This window comes from Bradyrhizobium barranii subsp. barranii, from assembly GCF_017565645.3.
Classification (GTDB): domain Bacteria; phylum Pseudomonadota; class Alphaproteobacteria; order Rhizobiales; family Xanthobacteraceae; genus Bradyrhizobium; species Bradyrhizobium barranii.
In genome coordinates this window covers 10073479-10093609 of record NZ_CP086136.1, presented here as the reverse complement: position 1 = coordinate 10093609, position 20131 = coordinate 10073479, and the positions used below count along the sequence as shown (strand labels likewise).

18 protein-coding genes and 1 pseudogene are annotated in these 20131 nt (G+C 64.3%); 11 read left to right on the top strand and 8 right to left on the bottom strand.

The features are described 5' to 3' along the window. Positions 1–21 precede the first annotated feature (21 nt). From J4G43_RS49045 to J4G43_RS49035, 3 genes are all read left to right on the top strand, one after another. Positions 22–1026, top strand: a complete 1005-nt coding sequence (locus J4G43_RS49045; RefSeq protein WP_208089154.1) for an ABC transporter substrate-binding protein — start codon at positions 22–24, stop codon at positions 1024–1026. Positions 1027–1094: 68 nt separating this feature from the next. Further along, entirely contained in the window at positions 1095–1868 is a 774-nt protein-coding gene (locus J4G43_RS49040) for an ABC transporter ATP-binding protein (RefSeq protein WP_071908427.1), read from the top strand. Next, positions 1861–2679 (top strand): ABC transporter permease, encoded by an 819-nt coding sequence (locus tag J4G43_RS49035; protein WP_208089153.1) that lies wholly within the window; start codon positions 1861–1863, stop codon positions 2677–2679. Before J4G43_RS49040 ends, J4G43_RS49035 begins: the two co-directional genes overlap by 8 nt. Before the next feature lie 122 nt (positions 2680–2801). On the opposite strand, the pseudogene gtdA reads toward J4G43_RS49035, so the two are convergent. Then, positions 2802–3843: pseudogene (gtdA, locus tag J4G43_RS49030) on the bottom strand (gentisate 1,2-dioxygenase). A 209-nt stretch (positions 3844–4052) separates the two neighbouring features. On the opposite strand from gtdA, the gene maiA reads away from it, so the two are divergent. Together maiA and J4G43_RS49020 are read left to right on the top strand one after the other, a co-directional pair. Then, positions 4053–4685 (top strand): maleylacetoacetate isomerase, encoded by a 633-nt coding sequence (maiA, locus tag J4G43_RS49025; RefSeq protein ID WP_208089152.1) that lies wholly within the window; start codon positions 4053–4055, stop codon positions 4683–4685. Then, the gene (locus tag J4G43_RS49020) at positions 4675–5187 is read left to right on the top strand and encodes a MarR family winged helix-turn-helix transcriptional regulator (protein WP_208089151.1); all 513 of its coding nucleotides are present in this window, start codon (positions 4675–4677) and stop codon (positions 5185–5187) included. Before maiA ends, J4G43_RS49020 begins: the two co-directional genes overlap by 11 nt. Before the next feature lie 163 nt (positions 5188–5350). On the opposite strand, the gene J4G43_RS49015 is transcribed toward J4G43_RS49020, so the two are convergent. The 5 genes from J4G43_RS49015 to J4G43_RS48995 all read right to left on the bottom strand — a co-directional run bounded on the left by J4G43_RS49015 (position 5351) and on the right by J4G43_RS48995 (position 10660). Beyond that, a complete protein-coding gene (locus J4G43_RS49015) occupies positions 5351–6964 on the bottom strand; it encodes a benzoate-CoA ligase family protein (RefSeq protein ID WP_208089150.1) in 1614 nt (537 codons plus the stop codon). Continuing rightward, positions 6961–8100: an FAD-dependent monooxygenase gene (locus J4G43_RS49010; protein WP_085398803.1), complete on the bottom strand. Its 1140-nt coding sequence runs from the start codon at positions 8098–8100 to the stop codon at positions 6961–6963. The genes J4G43_RS49015 and J4G43_RS49010 overlap by 4 nt, the downstream gene beginning before the upstream one ends. A 188-nt stretch (positions 8101–8288) precedes the next feature. After that, positions 8289–8504, bottom strand: a complete 216-nt coding sequence (locus J4G43_RS49005; protein WP_028148322.1) for a hypothetical protein — start codon at positions 8502–8504, stop codon at positions 8289–8291. A 126-nt stretch (positions 8505–8630) separates the two neighbouring features. Further along, a complete protein-coding gene (locus tag J4G43_RS49000; protein ID WP_208089149.1) occupies positions 8631–9422 on the bottom strand; it encodes a cysteine rich repeat-containing protein in 792 nt (263 codons plus the stop codon). Positions 9423–9658: 236 nt separating this feature from the next. Next, the gene (locus tag J4G43_RS48995; protein WP_208089148.1) at positions 9659–10660 is read right to left on the bottom strand and encodes an NADP-dependent oxidoreductase; all 1002 of its coding nucleotides are present in this window, start codon (positions 10658–10660) and stop codon (positions 9659–9661) included. A gap of 209 nt (positions 10661–10869) precedes the next feature. Here J4G43_RS48995 and J4G43_RS48990 point away from each other — a divergent pair, with 209 nt between their 5' ends. After that, positions 10870–12165 carry a dicarboxylate/amino acid:cation symporter gene (locus tag J4G43_RS48990; protein ID WP_063980689.1) on the top strand — a complete coding sequence of 432 codons (1296 nt, stop codon included), beginning with the start codon at positions 10870–10872 and terminating at the stop codon, positions 12163–12165. Between the two features lie 12 nt (positions 12166–12177). Next, on the top strand, positions 12178–13098 hold the full coding sequence (locus tag J4G43_RS48985; RefSeq protein WP_208089147.1) for an amino acid ABC transporter substrate-binding protein: 921 nt from the start codon (positions 12178–12180) through the stop codon (positions 13096–13098). A gap of 187 nt (positions 13099–13285) precedes the next feature. Here the strand turns inward: J4G43_RS48985 and J4G43_RS48980 are convergent, their stop codons facing one another. Further along, on the bottom strand, positions 13286–14083 hold the full coding sequence (locus J4G43_RS48980) for an ATP-grasp domain-containing protein (protein WP_208089146.1): 798 nt from the start codon (positions 14081–14083) through the stop codon (positions 13286–13288). A 374-nt stretch (positions 14084–14457) separates the two neighbouring features. On the opposite strand from J4G43_RS48980, the gene J4G43_RS48975 reads away from it, so the two are divergent. From J4G43_RS48975 to J4G43_RS48960, 4 genes are all read left to right on the top strand, one after another. After that, a complete protein-coding gene (locus tag J4G43_RS48975) occupies positions 14458–15231 on the top strand; it encodes a ferredoxin--NADP reductase (protein ID WP_014490313.1) in 774 nt (257 codons plus the stop codon). A gap of 347 nt (positions 15232–15578) precedes the next feature. Beyond that, positions 15579–16490, top strand: coding sequence for a patatin-like phospholipase family protein (locus tag J4G43_RS48970; RefSeq protein WP_408581399.1), 912 nt, complete (start codon positions 15579–15581; stop codon positions 16488–16490). Between the two features lie 202 nt (positions 16491–16692). Further along, a complete protein-coding gene (locus tag J4G43_RS48965; RefSeq protein ID WP_208089600.1) occupies positions 16693–18318 on the top strand; it encodes an FMN-binding glutamate synthase family protein in 1626 nt (541 codons plus the stop codon). A gap of 101 nt (positions 18319–18419) precedes the next feature. Then, complete coding sequence (locus J4G43_RS48960; protein WP_028159962.1) at positions 18420–18659, top strand: PilZ domain-containing protein; 240 nt, start codon at positions 18420–18422, stop codon at positions 18657–18659. A gap of 73 nt (positions 18660–18732) precedes the next feature. On the opposite strand, the gene J4G43_RS48955 is transcribed toward J4G43_RS48960, so the two are convergent. Further along, a complete protein-coding gene (locus J4G43_RS48955) occupies positions 18733–20028 on the bottom strand; it encodes a hemolysin family protein (RefSeq protein ID WP_208089144.1) in 1296 nt (431 codons plus the stop codon). Positions 20029–20131: the final 103 nt, after the last annotated feature.

The window sequence follows — 20131 nt, the reverse complement described above, 5'->3', positions numbered from 1 at the left end:
AACGACGACGGAGGACACGGGATGATCGGGATTGCGCGGCTCGCACTGGCTGGCCTGATGGCGATCACAGCGATGGGCACGGCCCGGGCCGAAGACGCGCTGAAGGCCAGGGTCGGCGTGCTCCGCCTGTCGTCGTCCGCGCCCGTCTTCATTGCGCAGGACAAGGGCTATTTCCGCGAGGCCGGTCTCGACGTCGAGCTGAAGTTCTTCGATGCGGCGCAGCCGATCGCGGTCGCGACGACCTCGGGCGACATCGATTTCGGCGTCACCGCCTTCACCGCCGGTCTCTACAATCTCGCCGGCAAAGGCACGCTGAAAGTGATCGGCGGCATGAGCCGCGAGAAGGCCGGTTATCCCCTGATCGGCTATTTCGCCAGCAACAACGCCTATGCCGCCGGGTTGAAGACTCCGAAGGACCTCGCGGGCAAGCGCATAGCCGTGACGCAGGTTGGCTCATCCTTTCACTATTCGCTGGGGCTGCTCGCCGACAAATTCGGCTTCAAGCTCGCAGACGTGAAGATCGTGCCGCTGCAATCGCTGTCGAACGCAGCCGCCGCCTTGAAGGGCGAAACCGTGGATGCGGCGCTGCTGCCGATCTCCACCGCGCGAAAGCTGATGGACGAGGGCGGCGCGAAGTTTTTGGGATGGGTCGGCGACGAGACGCCCTGGCAATTGGGCGCGGTGTTCGCCTCGCCCAAGACGCTGACCAACAAGGTGCTGGTGACAAAATTTCTCGGCGTGCTCGCGAAAGCCGACCGCGAATATCACGACGTCATCCTCGCCGCCATGAAGGACGGCGTCGCGCCCATCAACGACAAGACCAAGCCGCTGCTGGAGATCATCGCCAAATACACCAACTTGCCGGTCGAGCAGGTGGTCGGCAATTGCGCCTATATCGATCCCGACGGCAAGCTGGACGTCAAGAACGTCGACAACCAGATCAAATGGCTCCAGGAGCAGGGCTTTGCCGACAAGGGCTTTGATGTGAACACGATCATCGCCAAGGATTTTGTGAAGGCGGACTAAACCTTTGTCATTCCGGGGCTGGTCCTTCGGACCATCCCGGAACGACCGGAACAGACGACAGAGATAGAATGGACCTGATCGCCAACCACATCAGCCATCGCTTCGGTGACCTCGCCGTGCTCGACGACGTTTCCTTCACCGTCAGCGCCGGCGAAGTGGTGGCGATCGTCGGGCCTTCGGGATGTGGCAAAAGCACGCTGCTGTCGATTCTCGGCGGGCTGTTGCAGCCGACTTCGGGCGCACCCGAGCTGCGCGGGTCTCCGCCGGCGGACAGCCTCAATCCGCTGACCTTCGTGTTCCAGGATTTCGCGCTGCTGCCCTGGGCGACGGTGGAGGAGAATGTCGAATTCCCGCTGCTGCATACCCAGCTCTCGGCCGTGCAGCGCCGCGCGCTGGTCGACGATGCCTTGCGTCGCACCGGCCTGACCGACTTCCGCACAACCTATCCGAAGCAGCTCTCCGGCGGCATGCGCCAGCGCGTCGGCATTTCGCGCGCGCTTGCGGTCAAGCCCGCCATCCTGCTGATGGACGAGCCGCTGTCGGCGCTGGATTCACAAACACGCGAGCTGCTGATGGAAGATTTCGTCCGCCTGCTCGCCGATGGCGGCATGGGCGCGGTCTATGTCACCCACAATCTCGAGGAAGCCGCACGGCTCGCCGACCGCATCGTGGTGCTGTCGCGGCGGCCGGGCCGCATTCGCGAGGTCGTGACCGTACCGATGACGCGCACCGAGCGCGGCGAGATCGCTGCGCGTGAAAAGCTGCTGGCGCTTCAGAACCAGATCTGGTCGCTGATCCGCAACGAGGCGATCGACGCCGAGCGCGAGGTTCAGCATGCTTGATCGCGCGGGGATGTCTGCGAAGGACGACACGACGCGGCGCGTCCGTTTTCGCGGCGCCGGCTTCGTGCCCGCCAGCAGCCGCTTCGGCGGCTGGATCGCGCTCGCCCTCGTCATCGCGATCTGGCAGGCGGCCGGCAGCGCCGGGCTGGTCAATCCGCTGTTCCTGCCGGCGCCGGCTGCGATCGCGCGGGCGATCTACGAGCTCGCGATGTCAGGCGCGCTCTGGCAGCATCTGTCGGCCTCTATCCTGCGCATCGGCGTCGGCTGGGTGCTGGGAACGGCGGCCGGCGTCGCGGTCGGCTTCGCCATCGGCCTGTCGCGGCTTGCGCGCAGCGTCGGCATCACCTTCATCTCGGCGCTGTTCCCGATCCCGAAGATCGCACTGCTGCCATTGCTCATTCTCTGGCTCGGCATCGGCGAAGAGCCGAAGATCGCGACCATTGCGCTCGGCGTGTTCTTCTCGACCGCGATCTCGGTCTATAGCGGCGTCGATGCGGTGCCGCGCAACCTCATCCGCATGGCGCAGAGTTTCAACGTTCCCTTCGCCACCATCGTGCGCAAGGTGATCTGGCCCGGCGCGCTGCCCGCCATCCTCGCCGGCTTCCGCATCACCGCGTCCGTCGCACTGCTGCTGGTCGTCAGTGCCGAGATGATCGGCGCCCAATACGGCATCGGCGCCTTTGTGCTTCAGGCCGGCAATCTGATGCAGACGGACCAGCTGCTCGCGGGCGTGGTGATCCTGTCGGTGTTCGGGCTTGTGGTGGGGAAGGTGATTGGCTGGCTGGAGACGCGGTTGCTGCACTGGCGGTAGCCACAACCCGTGCGACCGTAGGGTGGGCAAAGCCTAAGCGTGCCCACCATCTCTTCATCAGTCGCTGAACTGTGGTGGGCACGGCGCAAGGGCGCCTTTGCCCACCCTACGAGACCGGCGGCTCACGCGTTCCCGCGATCCTCGCGAAACAGATCCAGCTTCTGCTGCACCGGGCGATCCGAGAAGCTGAACAGCACGGCGTCGTCTTCGGCCTCGTGCGTCACCCACTGCCAACTCGGCACCACGAACAGATCGCGCGGGCCCCATTCGAAAAACGGCATCGCCGATCCGGCTGCGTCCCTTGCCCTCGATCGGACAGAACACCGTCGCATCGGTCGCGCGGTAGCGTGCGGTCTCGAAACCCTTTGGCAGCAGCTGGATGAAGGTGCCGATGGTCGGCATTGCGAAATCGCCGGTCTCGGGGTTGCTGAATTTCAGCTTCAATCCGTGGCAGGCGTCCCACTCCTGGCTCGCGCGGGCCTTCTCCAGCGCCTCGCGGGTGTAGGCATAGGGATAGCTGAAGATCGGTGAGGTCTTGGACGATCGCTTCGCGTCGACCGGCAGCGGATTGTGGCCGTAGCGCGCAAAGCTGTCGCCGGCAGGCCTTGTGATCCTCTGCTGGTCTTCCTTGGAGCCTTCCGCAAAAGAGCAGTCGAAGAACTGCACCAGCGGGATGTCGAGGCCGTCGAGCCAGAACATCGGCTCATCGGTCTCGTTGGAATGGTCGTGCCAGGTCATCGACGGCGTGATGATGAAATCGCCGGGCTCCATCGCGGTACGCTCGCCGTCGACCGCGGTGTGAGCGCCCTTGCCTTCGAGCACGAAGCGCAGCGCCGACTGGCTGTGCCGGTGTGCGGGCGCGACGTCGCCGGGCACCACCATCTGCACGCCGGCATAGAGCGAGGTCGTGATTTTCGACTGGCCGCGCAGGCCGGGGTTCTCCAGCACCAGCACGCGCCGCTCGGCTTCCTTGGCCGTGATCAGTCGGCCCGCTTCCGTCATGTAGTCGCGGATGACGTCGAATTTCCACAGATGCGGGCGGCAGGCGCTCTTCGGCTCCGGCGTGATCAAATCGCCCATCACCGTCCACAGCGCGGTGAGGTTTTCGCCGTCGATCTTCCGGTAGAACGCCTCGCGTTCCGGCGTCTTGGTCACGGCTTCCATGGTACGGCTCCCGTTCGTTTTGTTGATTGACAGTATGCTGACGATCTAGGTAGCGTCAACGTGACGAACGGCCTACAAAGCCGCTGTCATTCCGGGGCGCGCCGAAAGGCGCGAGCCCGGAATCCATACTCCCGATCGTGGTTATGGATTCCGGGCTCGACGCTAACGCGTCGCCCCGGAATGACGAACAAAATACAGGGAGGGTTCCGATGAAGCTGCACGGCTATTTCCGCTCCAGCGCCGCCTATCGGGTGCGGATCGCGCTGAACCTCAAGGGTCTCGGCGCCGAGCACCTGCCGCATCATCTTCGCAAGGGCGAGCAATGTGCGCCCGCCTATCTCGCCATCAATCCGCAAGGGCTGGTGCCGACCCTGGAGAACGATGCGGGAGCGGTACTGACCCAATCGGTCGCCATCATCGAATGGCTCGACGAGACGCATCCCAATCCGCCGCTGCTCCCGAAGGATCCGCTGCCACGCGCGAAGGTGAGGGCGTTCGCGCTGGCGATCGCCTGCGACACCCACCCGGTGCAGAATTTGAAGGTGCTGGCGCGGCTGCGCGAGCTCGGCCTTGCCGAGGAGAAGGTCCAGGACTGGGCGGCGTGGGTCAACCGCGAGGGGCTGTCGGCCTGCGAGACGCTGATCAGGGACGAGGCGGGGCCGTTCTGCTTCGGCGATGGGCCGACGCTCGCCGATCTCTGCCTGGTGCCGCAGCTCGCCAATGCCCGCCGCTTCGGCGTCGATGTGTCGGCCTATCCGCGGCTGCTGAAGGCGGAGGCTGCGGCAAAGGCGCTGCCGGCCTTCGCAAGCGCCGCGCCGGAGAAGCAGCCCGATGCCGAGTAAGCCCGCCCTTCCGATCACGATCGACGCGGTCTATGCCGCGCCGGGCTATCTGTTCCGGCGCATGCAGCAGATCGCAGTCTCGATCTTCATGGAGGAGTGCAAGGCGTTCGATCTTACGCCGGTGCAATATGCGGTGCTGATCGCGATTCACACCCATCCCGGCATCGACGCGACACGGCTGTCGGCGGTGATCGCCTTCGACCGCTCCACCCTCGGCAGCGTGATCGAGCGGCTGCAGGCCAAGGATTTTATCGAACGCAAGCCGGCACCCGAAGACAAGCGGATCAAGCTGCTCTATCTGACGAAATCAGGCGCCGCGATCCTGCGCGAGATCATCCCGGCCGACGAGCGCGCCCAGGCGCGGATGCTGGAGCCGCTGAAACCCGCCGACCGCAAGGCGTTGATGGGGCTTTTGGTGCAGCTCGTCGACCTCAACAACGAGGCCTCGCGCGTGCCGCTGCGCGCGGAGGACGCGCTGGAGCATCTGGGGAAGGCGGGGTGAGGGCGGGGCGTCTCTCGTGTTTAGTGACGCCGTTGCCCCAGTCTCAACTGTCATTCCCCGCGAAGGCGGGGAATCCAGTACGCCGCGGCTTCTCCGCATCTCTCGCCGTCTCGGAATACTGGATCGCCCGCCTTCGCGGGCGATGACAGCGAGTTTGGGACTGCTACATCCGCAGCAACGCCTGCCGATCAATCTTCCCCGTTCCCGTCTTCGGCAGCTCGTCGATGAAGATCACCTCGCGCGGATATTTGTAGGGAAGCAACTTGCCCTTGACGTAATCCTGTAGCCGCCGCGTCGCCTCATTCTGATCGGTCGCGCGGTTGTTCATCACCACCACCGCCTTGAGCGTCATGCGCCGGTCCGGCAGCTCGGCGGCGAACACGGCGCATTCGCGGATATCGGGGTGGTCGGCGAGGCACAGCTCGACCTCGAGCGGGTAGACCCATTGGCCTGAGATCTTGATGAGGTCGTCGGCACGGCCGCGGAAGAAGTGGAAGCCTTCGGCATCGCGCACGAAACGGTCGCCGGTGTAGATCCAGCCGCCCTCGCGGATGGTCTCGGCGGATTTGTCCGGCCGGTTCCAGTACAGCGGTGTGTTGGAATCGCCGCGCACCCACAGGATGCCTTCCTCGTCGTCGCCGACCTCGCGGCCGTCCTTGTCGCGCAGTGCGACCTCGTAGCCTGGCACGCGCAGGCCGGCGGCGCCGAGCTTCTTCTGTTCGGGGCGGTTGGAGAGATAGATGTGCAGCACCTCGGTCGAGCCGAGCCCTTCGACGATCTCGAGGCCGGTGAGAGTCTTCCAGCCGTTGAAGACGTCCGCAGACAGGACCTCGGCCGCCGAAAGCGACATACGCAGCGACGAGAAGTTGGTCTTGTCTGCTCCCTCCGCCTTGGTCAGTGAGGTGTACAGCGTCGGCAGGCCGAAGAAGACCGTCGGCTTGTGTTGCTCGATCGCGGCAAAGATCGATGCAGGCTTCGGCTGGCCCGGCAGCAGCAGCGTCGCGGCACCCGCGGAGAACGGGAAGGTAACGGAGTTGCCGAAACCGTAGGCGAAGAAGATCTTCGGCACCGAGAAGCAGATGTCGCCGGGCGTCAGCTTCAGCACGTTCTGCGCAAAGGCGGCATCGCTGTAGGCCATGTCGTGCTGGAGATGCACGATGCCCTTGGGCCGGCCGGTCGAGCCGGAGGAGTACATCCAGAACGCCATCTCGTCGCGATCGGTGTCCGCTTCCGCGAGCTCGGCCGGGAACCGCGCGAGCCAGCCTGGCGCCGCGATCGCCGCAGGCGCGGCGTGGCCGCGCGCGTCGCCGTTGACGACGATCAGCGTCCGCAGGCAGGTCGCCTTGCAGGCCTCCGCATCGAAGCGCGTCGCGAATTCGGCATCCGCCACCGCGACCGCCGCGCCGGAATCGGCGAGATAGAATTGCAGCAGGTCCGGCGGCGTCAGCGTGTTGATCAGGAGCGGTACGAAGCCGGCACGCACTGCGCCGAAGAATGCGGCCGGATAGGCCGGGGTATCGTCGAGGAACAGCAGCACGCGGTCGCCGCGCTTCAGGCCGAGCGACGCGAAACCGTTGCCCCAGCGGCAAGCTTCCGCGCAAAGCTCGGCATAGCTGCGCGTCCCCGCGGGCCCGATCAGCGCGGGCCTGGCGCCGCGGCCCTTGGCAAGCTGGTCGAACAGCACGCGGCTGGCATTGTAGGTTTGCGGAATGGCAAAGCCGATTTCGCGGGCGCCCGGGCTGTCGGCGGGCACCTGATCGCGGATCTCGCTGCTCATGCGGCATCTCCGCCGTTCTTCTCGGCCTCGTAGCGCGTCATGAAGGCGGGCGACATCGTGCGCAGCCGGGGGTCGTCGATGCGGCCGGAGCGGGTGATGTAGCTGTAGGCGAAGTCCATCAGGCCGAGCTGCATGTGCTGGGCGAAGTGCTCGTACCAGAAGGCCGAGGTGCGCGCGGCATTGACGAGCTTCTGCACCACCGGTTTTCGCGCGGCCTGATAACGGTGCAGCGCGGTCGACAGATGCGCATCCGACTCCAGCGCCTTGACCAGCGCAATGGCGTCCTCGATCGCGAGCCGCGTCCCCGAGCCGATGGAGAAATGCGCCGAGTGCAGGGCGTCGCCGAGCAGCACCATGTTCTTGAACGACCAGTGCTCGTTCCAGACCCAGGGAAAGTTGCGCCAGACCGACTTGTTGGAGACCAGGCAGTGGCCGCCCAGCGTGTCGGCAAAGACCTCTTCGCAGACGCCCTTGCACTGCTCGGCATCCTTGTAGGCGAAGCCATAGGCCTGCCATGTCGCGTGGTCGCATTCGACCAGGAAGGTGCTCATGGTCGGGGAGTAGCGATAGTGATGGGCATTGAAGGCGCCGCGGTCGGTCTTCACGAAGGTCTGCGACAGCGTGTCGAAGCGTTTCGAGGTCCCGTACCAGACGAACTTGTTGGAGGAGTAGGACAGCGACGTGCCGAAATCGCCCTCATAGGCGCGCCGCACCAGCGAATTCAGCCCGTCGGCCGCGACGATCAGGTCGTGGCCGTTGAGCTGGTCGATGGCGTGGATCTGCGTGTCGAAGCGCGGCGTGACGCCGGCGTCGAGCGCGCGCTGCTGGAGGAACTGCAAGAGCTCCAGCCTGCCGATCGAGGAGAAGCCGACGCCGTCGATGGCGACGCTGTCGCCGTGAAGGTTCAGCGTGATGTTCTCCCAGCTCTCCATATGCGGCGCGATCGCATCGACCGTTTCGGGGTCGTCGGCGCGCAGGAATTCCAGGGCCTGATCGGAGAACACGACGCCAAAGCCCCAGGTCGCGTCGGCCGGGTTCTGTTCGAACAGGTCGACTTGATCCTCGGGGTGACGCTTCTTCCAGAGATAGGCGAAATAGAGCCCACCGGGCCCCCCGCCAATCACGGCGATCCGCAACGTCTGCCTCCCTAATTGACAGTATACTTACTATCTAGGGGTACACTAATGTGCTCCGGCCGTCCGCGCCAGCGGAATTATCGAAGGCGGGGCGCGTCGAAGCTTACTCCCGGACACGCGCCAGGCGCGTGTCCGGGGCAGTGACGTTGCGAACCATAGCCAAACCGCGCGAGCTTGGCCATCCGGGGTCAGACGCAGCGCTTCACGTAGACGCCGTTCACCAGCACCCTGGTACAGCGGACCGCGGGAACCGGCTTGCGCACCACGACGGCCGCATTCGGCCCGGCACAGCCGGCGCGGTAGACGCCCCGGGCGCACACCACCGCGTTGGCATCGGTAGACTCAAAGGTCATGCTCGCGCCGAAGGCGAGGAGCGCGGCAGCAATAAGCAGAAATGAACGCATGTCTTTCTCCGGTCTTGTCGTGATCGAAATCGGTTACTTGCAAAGGGTCTGTCGCGGCAGGCGCGCGAAAATTCATTCGCGCGCGGCCGGTCGGTGGCGCGCGCTTGGCGCGCAATCCCGCGCCGCTTATCGCGCCGCGAATGGCGCCAGCACTTCCTTGCAGGGGGGTGACAGCGACGCGGCATTGCTGGAGATGCATTGCACGATGCGGCCCCCGCCCGGCGCGACGCCGGCGCAGAGCGTGCGGATGTCGGCACCGCAGGCCGAGCGCACGATGAACAGTTCTTCGCGCGGCCGTAGCGGGCGCAGAACGATCACGGCCGGCGCCGCCGCCGGTGCTGCTGCCGCAGGAGCTGCGCCCGCAGGTGCTGCTGTCGCAGCAGCGCCGCCGCCACCGGTTGCGGCGCTCACCGCCTTCTCACAGGCCGGCGAAACCTTGGCCTTGTTCTTCTCGAGACATTCGAGGGCGGGGGCGCCACCCGGCGGCACGCTGGCGCACACCTTGGGATAATCGGCGCGGCACGCGCTCTTGACCGCGGCAATCTGCGTGCTGCTCGGCTGCTTTGACGCCGCCGCTTTCGGAGCGGCTGCGGCGGCGGGGGCCGCTTCGGTCTTTGCCGGTTCGGACTTGGCGGGTGCAGCTTCAGTCTTCGGCGCCGCAGCGGGCTCGACCGCGCGAACCGCGGTCTGGCATCCCGATGACAGGCTGGACATGTTCTTCTGGAGACATTGATACGCCTCCACGCCGCCGGGCGTGACACTCGCGCAGTGCGCCATGAAGTCCGAGCGGCATGCGGAGCGGATGGCGCTCTTCTGAGCGTCGGTCGGCGCTTGCGCGAATGCGCCTGTTGCAGTTGCGAAGAGCGTTGCCGCCAGCAGCGCGCGACGCGTTGATGCATGTTTCAACGTGTTGAACATTTGGGTAAATTCCCTGCCCTGTCGGTCACGCCGACAATTTTTAAATGTAATGCAAGCAATCATTGCGGGTGATGCCGCATGCAGCATCATTGGCTGCCTCGGCCTCTACCGCAAGTAGATTATACGGGCGCAATTGCGACGTAACTAGAGCATGATCCGGAAAAGTGCGCCGCGGCTTTCCCTCGCGACAAACGCGGAACGCGTTTGCGCGGAGATCATGCTCGAACAATACGGCGTCAGAGCTTGACCATGCGCTTGCCGCGGTTCTCTCCCGCCAGCAATCCGATCAGCGCCTTCGGCGTATTCTCCAATCCGTCGATGATGTCCTCCTGCACCTTCAGCTTGCCGGATGCGACCCAGCCCTGGAGGTCGGCGAGCGCGCGCTGGCTCTCCTTCATGTAGTCCATCACGATGAAGCCCTGCATGACGAGCCGCTTCACCACGATCAGGCCGGGCACGCCGCGCGGGCCGTGCGCGGCAGGTGCGCCGTCATATTGCGAGATCGCACCGCAGCAGGCGATGCGGCCGTAATTGTTCATCTGCGGCAGGCAGGCTTCCAGAATGTCGCCGCCGACATTGTCGAAATAGACGTCGATGCCTTTTGGCGCCGCCGCGCGCAGGGCCTTGAACACCGCGCCGTCCTTGTAGTCGACGGCGGCATCGAAGCCGAGCTCGGAGGTCAGCCAGTTGCACTTGTCTGCGCCGCCGGCGATGCCGACCACGCGACATCCCCTGATCTTGGCGATCTGACCGACGATCGAGCCGACCGAGCCGGCCGCCGCGGACACCACGACGGTCTCGCCCTCTTTGGGCTTGCCGATCTCCAGCAGGCCGAAATAGGCGGTGAGGCCGGCGATGCCGAACACGCTGAGCAGATGCGTCATCGGTTCGAGCTTCGGCATTTTCGTGAGATGCTTTGCCGGCACCGCGGCAAACTCCTGCCAGCCGGTGTCGCCGAACACGATGTCGCTGGCAGCCAGCCCCGGCGCCTTCGAGCTGACGACCTCAGCGATGCCGCCGCCGGCCATCACGCTGTTGGCCTCGACCGCGGAGCGGTAGGTCGCGCCATGCATCCAGGCGCGGTTAGCGGCGTCGAGCGAGATGTAACGCACCTGCAGCAAGGCCTCGCCGTCCTTCGGCTCCGGCATCGCGCCCTCGACCATCTTGAAGTGCTCGGCACCGAGCTTGCCGCTGGGCTTTTCGACCAGAAGAATCTGGCGATTGATGCTGCTGCTCATGGCGTTTCCTCTTCGTTTGCTTGACGATTATTGATGCAGCCGCGCAAAGAAAACGTGCAAGCCGCATTCGTTGTGCGCTGCATGAAGGCTAGATCGCGCCGACCCGTTTCGCAACGGGAACATCAGGCCATCGCGCGAGCACGCCAAGCGTGTTGCGTCGTCGTCATATCTGCGACATCATGAAGCGCCGGTGTAGGTGGGGGTAAGCGATGTCGAACAAGTTTACGCAATACATTCTGGCCGCGATGGTGCTGGGCATCGTCATGGGGGCGGCGATCTTCAACTTCCTGCCTGACACCAGAGCCGAATGGGCTTCCTCCATCAACCTGATCGCCATGATGTTCCTGCGCTTGATCAAGATGATCATCGCGCCGCTGGTGTTTGCGACGCTGGTCGGTGGCATCGCGCATATGGGCAGCGGCTCGCGGCTCGGGCGCATCTTCGCCAAGACCATGGGCTGGTTCGTCAGCGCGTCCTTCGTGTCGCTGCTGCTCGGCCTCGTCATGGTCAATCTGCTCCAGCCCGGCGCGAACTTCCCCGGCACGCTGCCGCAGGCGGGGCAATCGACCGGCTTGCCGGTCTCGGCCTTCTCGATCGAAAAATTCCTGACCCATCTGATCCCGACCTCGATCGCCGACGCCATGGCGCAGAACGAGATCCTGCAGATCGTGATCTTCGCCGTGTTCTTCTCGGTGGCGATGGGCTCGATGCCCGAACGGTCGAAGCCGATCCTGGCAATGATCGACGACGTCGCTCACATCATGCTCAAGGTGACGAGCTATGTGATGCTGTTCGCCCCGCTCGCGGTATGGGCCGCCATCACGGCCACTGTCGCCAAGAACGGCCTCGGCGTGCTGTGGAAGCTCATCGTCTTCATGGGTGGCTTCTATCTCGCGCTTGGGATCCTGTGGGTCATCCTGATGATCGTCGGCTTTGTGGTGATCGGGCCGCGATATAGCCATCTGCTGAAGCTGATCCGCGAACCCCTGATGATCGCGTTCTCCACCGCGAGCTCGGAAGCGGCCTATCCGAAGACGCTGGAGGGGCTGACCAAGTTCGGCGCGTCGTCGCGGATCTCGAGCTTCGTGCTGCCGCTCGGTTACTCCTTCAATCTCGACGGCACGATGATGTACTGCACCTTCGCGAGCATCTTCATCGCGCAGACCTACCACATCGAGATGTCGCTCGCGACGCAGCTGGCGATGCTCGCGACGTTGATGATCACCTCCAAGGGCGTTGCCGGCGTGCCGCGCGCATCCCTCGTGGTGATCGCCTCGACGCTGTCGCAGTTCGGCATCCCCGAGGCAGGCCTGCTGATGATCATGGGCATTGACACGTTCCTCGACATGGGACGCAGCGCCACCAATGTCATCGGCAATTCGCTCGCGACCGCCGTGGTCGCGAAGTGGGAAGGTGAGCTCGGGCCCGAGCACGAGCTCGGACCCGGCGAAGCGACGACGCCGGACATGGTTCCGGGCGAACTGCCCGCGATGGCCGGCCATTGACGGGAGTGCATCATGCGCCTTTCAACGGCGATATCGGGTGGCCTGTTGCTGGCGGCGTGCCTGCTGGCAACCGGCGCCTCCGCCCAGACCGGCGGCAGTGAAGGGCTTAGCCCGACGCTGTCGGCCATCAAGAACAGGCACGCCGTGCGGCTCGGCTATCGCGAGAGCTCGCCGCCGTTCTCCTTCCTCGACCAGTCAGGCCGCCCGATCGGCTACAGCCTCGAACTCTGCGAGGCCATCGTCGAGGAGATCGGCGTCGAGGTCGACGATCCCGATCTGAAGATCGACTACGTCAAGGTCACCTCGGACGACCGCATCGACGCCGTGCTCCAGAACAAGATCGACCTGGAATGCGGTTCGACCACCGCCAATGCCGAGCGGGGCAAGCGCGTCGCGTTCTCGCCTTTGATGTTCGTCGCCGGCACCAAGCTGATGGTGCCGAAGGCGTCAAAGGTCCAGTCGTTGATCGATCTGAAGGGCAAGACCGTGGTGGTGACGAAGGGCACCACCAACGAGCAGGCGATCCAGGCCGCCGACAAGAAGTCCTCGCTCGGCCTCAACATCGTCACCTCGCCCGACCACGAGCAGTCCTACCAGATGCTCGTCGACGGCAAGGCCGATGCGTTCGCGACGGACGACATCCTGCTCTCCGGCCTGATCGCGCGCCACAAGGCGCAGGACAAGTTCCGCGTCACCGGCGATTACCTGTCCTATGACCCCTACGGCATCATGTTCAGGAAGGGTGAGCCTCAGCTGACGGCGGTGGTCGACCGCACCTTCCGCAAGCTCGGCTCCAATCGCGATCTGGTTCCGCTCTACAACAAATGGTTCACCGCGCGGCTGCCCACCGGCGAACGCCTGAACGTGCCGATCTCCCTGCAGCTGGAGGAGGCGTTCAAGGCGATGGACGACTCCGCGAGCGCGAACAATTAGCGCTTACTTCCTTCTCCCCTTGTGGGAGAAGGTGGCGCGAAGCGCCGGATGAGGGGTCTCTATCCGCACGTTAAATCTACGTTGAGGAGAGAGACCTCTCACCCGTCTCGCCGCTACGCGGCGAGCCACCCTCTCCCACAAGGGGAGAGGGGGCGCAGTGCATTTTGTCGCGAGAGTTCAATCAACGTTATGCCCCAAACACCCGATCCAGCGCCGCGTCGTACGTCGCCTGCACCAGCTCCGGATGCAGCTTCGCCAGCGCTTCCATCATCACGCCGGAATTGATCTCGAGCACGCGCCAATCACGGTCGACGCGCACCACGTCAATTGACGCAAAAGCGATGCCGATGGCGTTGGCGGCATCGGTCGCGAGCTTGACACAGGCCGTACGATGCTTGTCGTCCTCCAGCAGCACCGGCTTTGAGCCGGCATCGAGATTGTGTCGCCAATCCGACCCACGCTGCTTGCTGTAGACGACGAGTGGCACATCATCGAGCAGGATCACGCGCACCTCTTGCTCGATCGCGACATAGGGCGAGATCACGAGTCCGGCGCTCATCGAAAAGACCTCGGCAGCCGCGTGGTCGAGTTCCGCCTCCGTCGTCACCTTGAACACCGAGCGCCCCGATGTCCCCTCGTTCGGCTTCACCACCACGCCTTGCGGATGGTCGTGAAGCAGCTCGAGCATTGCGTCTCGCCAATTGGGGCCAACAACGTTCTTGCCCAGCTCCGGATTGAGGAAGAGGTGATGCGGAACGCATGGTACGCCCTCAAGCGCCAGCACCTCGGCAGTGGCCGATTTGTCGTTGGCAAGGCGGTGCGCGATGGCGCTGTTGAGGCCGATGTCGTAGCCGAACGCGAAGTGGCGCTTCGCGCGGCTGCGCATCGCGAGCAGCCAGCCGCCGGCGCGGACATCGAGCGCGATGCCGTGGGTCGCGCAATAGCGCCTGATCGCCTGGACGAAGATCCGCTCGCCGCTCGCCATGTGTTCAGTCGTTCCTGTCGCCAAAAGCCGCAAAAATGCGGGAAACGGCGCCAAGCCGGGGTGAAAGTCAGAGCTATTCTTAATGAAATTCTCGCGAGCGCGACGGAAATTAAGTGCTGCAATCAGGCCCTGAAGGGAAAAGAAATTGCCCGCCGCGCGTGCCCGGCAGCAGATTCATTAATGATGTGGCCATTTCCGCCGCAAATGCCGGTTTGAGCGGCATCAATTGCATCCGGAACGAGGTTGATTATTGGCCTCAATGGCGTAGATCACACACGCGAAATCCTCCGCCATGGCAATGGTGTCCGCCCCGTTTTCAGGGGCCGGGCAACGCTTTTGCCCTAAAACCGCAATTATTCGGAATATCGAAAATCATGAGCGCGTTTTACCGAGAGAAGGTTCTTTCCGTCCAGCACTGGACCGACACGCTGTTCAGCTTCCGCGCCACGCGCGACACCGGCTTCCGCTTCCAGAACGGCCAGTTCGCCATGATCGGCCTCGAGGTCGACGGCCGTCCGCTGCTGCGCGCCTACAGCATGGCGAGCGCCAACCACGAGGAAGAGCTCGAGTTCTTCTCGATCAAGGTTCAGGACGGTCCGCTGACCTCGCGCCTGCAGAAGATCAAGGAAGGCGACACCATCCTGGTCGGCCGCAAGGCGACCGGCACGCTGATCACCGACAACCTCATTCCCGGCAAGCGGCTGATGCTGCTCTCGACCGGCACCGGTCTCGCGCCCTTCGCCAGCCTGATCAAGGACCCCGAGGTCTACGATCAGTTCGACAGCATCGTGCTGGTGCATGGCTGCCGCCAGGTCTCCGAGCTTGCCTATGGCGAGAAGCTGGTTGCTTCCTTGCGCGAGGACGAGCTGTTCGGGGAGCTGCTGGCGGACAAGCTGATCTACTATCCGACCGTAACCCGCGAGCCGTTCAAGAACCGTGGCCGCATCACCGACCTCATCAACTCCGAGCAGATCTTCAACGATATCGGACAGGGCCCGCTCGACATCGAAACCGACCGCATCATGATGTGCGGCAGCCCGGCGATGCTGGAAGAGCTGAAGGTGATGTTCGAAGGCCGCGATTTCATCGAGGGCTCCGGCAACAAGCCCGGCCATTTCGTGATCGAGAAGGCGTTCGTCGAGCGGTAAGCGCCGTTCGGCTTTTGGTTGACGCTCCGTAGCCAAAACATCGGTGTCGTCCCGGGGCGCGCGATTTGTCCGCCGTAGCTCGAAGAGCGAAGGCGGAAGCGCGAGCCCGGGACCCATAACCACAGGAAGCGGTTTGGCGACGGCTAGTGGTTATCAGCTCGCGCCATACCCTCTCCCTGTGGTTATGGGTCCCCGCATTCGCGGGGACGTCAGTTGAGTGTGAGGCTGCCATTTCGCCTCTCACACACTCGCTAGGCCATCCACGTCCCTCACCATCCTCCCCCGACTTTGTTATTGGCGCGTCTCGCGCGCCCCTTGTTATAAGCTCGCGCCAAAATCTCGCCGCGATGTTGCAATGCGAGAGCTGGGGAGCTGCGCAAATCTTGTCCGTGATCGACCATGGTCCGCCGAAACCGACCGCCTTCGTGCTGGCGGGCGGCGGCAGTTTTGGAGCGATCCAGGTCGGCATGATGCATTCGCTAGCGCGGCACGGGGTCGTCGCCGATCTCGTCGTCGGCTCCAGCGTCGGCGCGATCAACGGAGCCTATTATGCTGGCAATCCCTCGCTCAAGGGCGTGCTGGGGCTGGAGGCGGTCTGGCGCGGCCTGAAGCGTCATGATGTCTTCCCGGTCACCTGGAAGAGCCTCGCCGGATTCATGTGGCGGCGCGATTTCCTGATTCCCCATGACGGCATCCGCAAGCTGGTCGAGGACCACATCCCCTATCGCAACCTCGAGGATGCCGCGCTTCCGGTGCACATCGTCACCACCGATTTCGTCTCCGGAGAGAGCGTGGTGTTGTCGGAGGGGGCGACGGTGGACGCGATCCTGGCGTCCACTGCGATCCCCGGCGCGTTCTCGCCGGTCTACTACCGCAATCGGTTCCTCGCCGACGGTGCGATCTCCTCGAACACCCCGGTCCGGGTCGCGATCAAGAAAGGCGCAAAACGGCTGGTCGTGCTGCCGACCGGGCACGCCTGCGCGGTGAAGGATCCGCCGGTGGGCGCGGTTGCCAATGCCCTGCATGCGCTGACGCTGCTGATCGCCCGGCAATTGGTGGCGGAGCTCGAGGGGGTGGCGTCCGACATCGAATATGTCGTGGTGCCGCCGCTCTGTCCGCTGGTGGGATCGCCCTACGATTTTTCGCGGACCGACGACCATATCGAGCGTGCGGTCGCGAGCACCGATGCCTGGCTGGCGCGAGGCGGCCTCGAGCAGCACGGCGTCATTCCGCACGAGGCGCAGCCTCATGGTCACTGATTTGTCATTTCATTTGAATCTATTGCACTGCGAAGCACGCCGCGGGATGGATTGATTTGCGGCATCCGGATTCGGTAGCCTCAAGGCGGGGTCCGCGTCATAACCATGGACGTGGCGCGGGCGTATCATGCCCTGTCAGACTGACGAGAGGGATGTGGTCGTGGCCAACGATAACAAGACGCAAGCTTCGCCCGAAGGGCTGATGGAAACCCTGCTGCTGCCGTTCTCGCCGCGTTTCATCGTGCTGACCATCTGCGCGGTCGTCACTGCGCTGCTGATAGGCATCGGCCTCGCCGACGGCAAGATCTTCGACATCCTGCTGATCCCGATCCTGATCTTCGGCGCGCTGACGCTGCTCGGCGTCCGCGATCTCATGCAGAAGAGTCACGCGGTGCTGCGCAACTATCCGATCTCGGCGCATATCCGTTTTCTGCTCGAAGAGATACGCCCCGAGATGCGGCAGTATTTCTTCGAGAGCGAGAAGGACGGCATGCCGTTCTCGCGCGATACCCGCTCGCTGGTCTATCAGCGCGCCAAGATGGAGCTCGACAAGCGCCCGTTCGGCACCCAGGAGGACGTCTATCGCGAGGGTTACGAGTGGATGCATCACTCGGTCTCGCCGAAGACGCACGCCGAGGAGAAGTTTCGCGTCACCATCGGCGGCCCCGATTGCGCAAAGCCATATTCGGCATCGGTGTTCAACATCTCCGCGATGAGCTTCGGCGCGCTCAGCCCGAACGCCGTGCGCGCGCTCAATGCCGGCGCCAGGAAGGGCGGCTTCGCGCATGACACGGGCGAGGGCGGCTTCAGCCCCTACCATCGCGAGATGGGCGGCGACATCATCTGGGAGATCGGCTCCGGCTATTTCGGTTGCCGTCATCTCGACGGCACGTTCGATCCGGAGGCGTTCGCGCGCGTCGCGAGCCAGGACCAGATCAAGATGGTCGAGCTCAAGATCAGCCAGGGCGCCAAGCCCGGCCATGGCGGCGTGCTGCCGGCTGCAAAGGTGTCGGAGGAGATCTCAAAAATCCGCGGCGTCACGATGGGCGAGGACTGCATTTCGCCGGCCTCGCACCGCGCCTTCTCCACGCCAACAGGCATGATGCAGTTCATCGCCGAGATGCGGCGCTTGTCCGGCGGCAAGCCGGCCGGCTTCAAGCTGTGCATCGGTCATCCCTGGGAATTCCTGGCGATCTGCAAGGCGATGCTGGAGACCGGCATCTATCCGGATTTCATCGTCGTCGATGGCAATGAAGGCGGCACCGGCGCCGCGCCGCTGGAGTTCATGGACCATCTGGGCATGCCGATGCGCGAGGGCGTCAATTTCGTCCACAACGCACTGGTCGGCATCAATGCGCGCGACCGCATCAGGATCGGCGCATCCGGCAAGATCGCGACCGCCTTCGACATGGCGCGGGCGATGGCGATTGGCGCCGACTATTGCAATTCGGCGCGCGGCTTCATGTTCTCGCTCGGCTGCATCCAGTCGCTGAGCTGCCACACCGACCGCTGCCCGACCGGGGTTGCGACCCAGGACCCGACGCGTGCGCGTGCGCTCTACGTGCCGCTCAAGATCGACCGCGTGCATAATTATCACCACGCCACGCTGCACTCGCTCACCGAGCTGATCGCCGCGGCCGGTCTCGAACATCCGCAGCAGCTGCGCCCGATCCACTTCAGCCAGCGGACATCGACCACCCAGGTGCGATCCTTTGCGCAGCTCTATCCGTCGCTGCGTCCGGGCGAGCTGCTCGAAGGCACCGAAGATCCGCGCTTCCGTGATGCCTGGCAGATGGCGCGGGCGGAGACGTTCCAGCCGGCGCCGTAGGGGCCACCGCATGATCCGCCGCATTCTGCGGCGGTAAAAATTCATCGGGGCTTGTGGTTGCGTTTTAACGTCTGTGTCAGCTTAGGGTGTAAATTGGCCCCATGGACGAGCGACGCGACAAAGCCAGGCACCGCGTGCTGAAAGCCGGAACCATCGAGTTCGGCGGCGGCGCGATCGACTGCACCGTCCGCAATTTCTCCGACACCGGCGCCGCGCTCGATGTCACCAGTCCGGTCGGTATCCCCGAGCGCTTCACCCTGGTCATCCAGGCCGACGGAACGCATCTCGCCTGCACGGTCGTCTGGCGCAAGGAGAAGCGGATCGGGGTGCGGTTCGGGTGAGCGGTCTGCGTTGGATCGGCGCGCGCTTAGGGCGCGCTTGTCCGGGACGACGGGTGGAGGGTTGGGTGCGCAATCACCCCGTCTCGACCTCACTCAACCGGCCCGCCAGAATCTTGTCGATCCTCCGACCGTCGAGATCGACCACCTCGATATGCCAGCCGGCGAAGTCGAAGGCATCGCCGACATTAGGCAGCACGTTGAACTGTTGCAGCACTAGGCCCGCCACCGTGTTGTAGCGGTGCGGCGGCAGCTCGACGCCGAGCAACTCGCCGAACTCGTCGACCGGCATCCAGCCGGAGACCAGCAGCGAGCCGTCATCGCGCCTGACATAGGCCGGCTCCGGCGGTCCCTCCTCGGAATGGAAGGCGCCGACGATCGATTCCAGAATGTCAGCCGTCGTCACGATACCCTCGAAGGCGCCGTATTCGTCGTAGACCAGGCCGACATGAACCGGAGCGGCTTTCAGGATCGCCAGCACGTCGCGGGCGTCGGCTGATGCCGGAATGCCGGGCGCCTCGCGCACCAGCGCTCGCAGATCCGGCGTGCGCTCGTTCATGTAGGCGACCAGCAGGTCCTTGGCCTGGAGCACGCCGATCGGCTTGTCGCGATCGCCGTCCGAGACGGGAAAGCGCGAATGCGGGCTCTTCGCGATGATCGCTTGAATGGCCTCCGGCGCATCGTTCAGATCGATCTCGTTGACCTCCGTGCGCGGCGTCATGATCGCGCCGACCGGCCGGTCGCCGAGCCGCATGACGCCCGCGATCATCTCCTTTTCGCCCGACTCCAGCACGCCCGCGTTCTCGGCTTCGCTGACGAGATGATGGATCTCGTCCTCCGAGACCTTCTCCTCGGCCTTGCCGCCGCGGCCGAGCAGCGTGAGGATCAGCTTGCCGGAGAGATCGAGCAGGAAGACGAGCGGCAGCGAGATCCGCGCCAGAACGTGCATCGCGGGCGCGACCTTGACAGCAATGCTCTCGGGGTCGCGCAACGCCACCTGCTTCGGCACCAGCTCGCCGACGATCAGGGTGGCGTAGGTGATGAGCGTGACGACGATGCCGACGCCGACGATGTCGGCAATCTCCGAGGACAGGCCGAGCTCGACCAGCCATTGCGTCAGCCGCTGTCCGAGCGTCGCGCCGGAGAACGCGCCGGAGAGCACGCCGACCAGCGTGATGCCGATCTGCACCGTCGAGAGGAACTTTCCGGGATCGGCCGCCAGCGTCAGCGCCCGCTCGGCGCCGCGCACCCCCTTGGCCGCGAGCAGCGACAGCCGGGCCGGGCGGGACGAGACCACGGCCAGCTCGGACATGGACAACAGGCCGTTAATGACGATCAGGACGACGACGATGATGATTTCGACGGACAACATTGCGCGCAAGGAAAAGGGATACTTGACCCGGCGAACGCCGGACCAAGCCCCTTATATATGAACTCGATGCACAATTTGTCCGGTTCCCGACCAAATTGCCGCA

What these genes read in the sequence shown, in the direction of transcription:
- J4G43_RS49045 (WP_208089154.1), top strand. Translation starts at nt 22, where the DNA reads ATGATCGGGATTGCGCGGCTCGCACTGGCTGGCCTGATGGCGATCACA.
- J4G43_RS49040 (WP_071908427.1), top strand. Translation starts at nt 1,095, where the DNA reads ATGGACCTGATCGCCAACCACATCAGCCATCGCTTCGGTGACCTCGCC.
- J4G43_RS49035 (WP_208089153.1), top strand. Translation starts at nt 1,861, where the DNA reads ATGCTTGATCGCGCGGGGATGTCTGCGAAGGACGACACGACGCGGCGC.
- maiA (WP_208089152.1), top strand. Translation starts at nt 4,053, where the DNA reads ATGAAGCTGCACGGCTATTTCCGCTCCAGCGCCGCCTATCGGGTGCGG.
- J4G43_RS49020 (WP_208089151.1), top strand. Translation starts at nt 4,675, where the DNA reads ATGCCGAGTAAGCCCGCCCTTCCGATCACGATCGACGCGGTCTATGCC.
- J4G43_RS49015 (WP_208089150.1), bottom strand. Translation starts at nt 6,964, where the DNA reads ATGAGCAGCGAGATCCGCGATCAGGTGCCCGCCGACAGCCCGGGCGCC.
- J4G43_RS49005 (WP_028148322.1), bottom strand. Translation starts at nt 8,504, where the DNA reads ATGCGTTCATTTCTGCTTATTGCTGCCGCGCTCCTCGCCTTCGGCGCG.
- J4G43_RS49000 (WP_208089149.1), bottom strand. Translation starts at nt 9,422, where the DNA reads ATGTTCAACACGTTGAAACATGCATCAACGCGTCGCGCGCTGCTGGCG.
- J4G43_RS48995 (WP_208089148.1), bottom strand. Translation starts at nt 10,660, where the DNA reads ATGAGCAGCAGCATCAATCGCCAGATTCTTCTGGTCGAAAAGCCCAGC.
- J4G43_RS48990 (WP_063980689.1), top strand. Translation starts at nt 10,870, where the DNA reads ATGTCGAACAAGTTTACGCAATACATTCTGGCCGCGATGGTGCTGGGC.
- J4G43_RS48985 (WP_208089147.1), top strand. Translation starts at nt 12,178, where the DNA reads ATGCGCCTTTCAACGGCGATATCGGGTGGCCTGTTGCTGGCGGCGTGC.
- J4G43_RS48980 (WP_208089146.1), bottom strand. Translation starts at nt 14,083, where the DNA reads ATGGCGAGCGGCGAGCGGATCTTCGTCCAGGCGATCAGGCGCTATTGC.
- J4G43_RS48975 (WP_014490313.1), top strand. Translation starts at nt 14,458, where the DNA reads ATGAGCGCGTTTTACCGAGAGAAGGTTCTTTCCGTCCAGCACTGGACC.
- J4G43_RS48970 (WP_408581399.1), top strand. Translation starts at nt 15,579, where the DNA reads ATGTTGCAATGCGAGAGCTGGGGAGCTGCGCAAATCTTGTCCGTGATC.
- J4G43_RS48965 (WP_208089600.1), top strand. Translation starts at nt 16,693, where the DNA reads ATGGAAACCCTGCTGCTGCCGTTCTCGCCGCGTTTCATCGTGCTGACC.
- J4G43_RS48960 (WP_028159962.1), top strand. Translation starts at nt 18,420, where the DNA reads ATGGACGAGCGACGCGACAAAGCCAGGCACCGCGTGCTGAAAGCCGGA.
- J4G43_RS48955 (WP_208089144.1), bottom strand. Translation starts at nt 20,028, where the DNA reads ATGTTGTCCGTCGAAATCATCATCGTCGTCGTCCTGATCGTCATTAAC.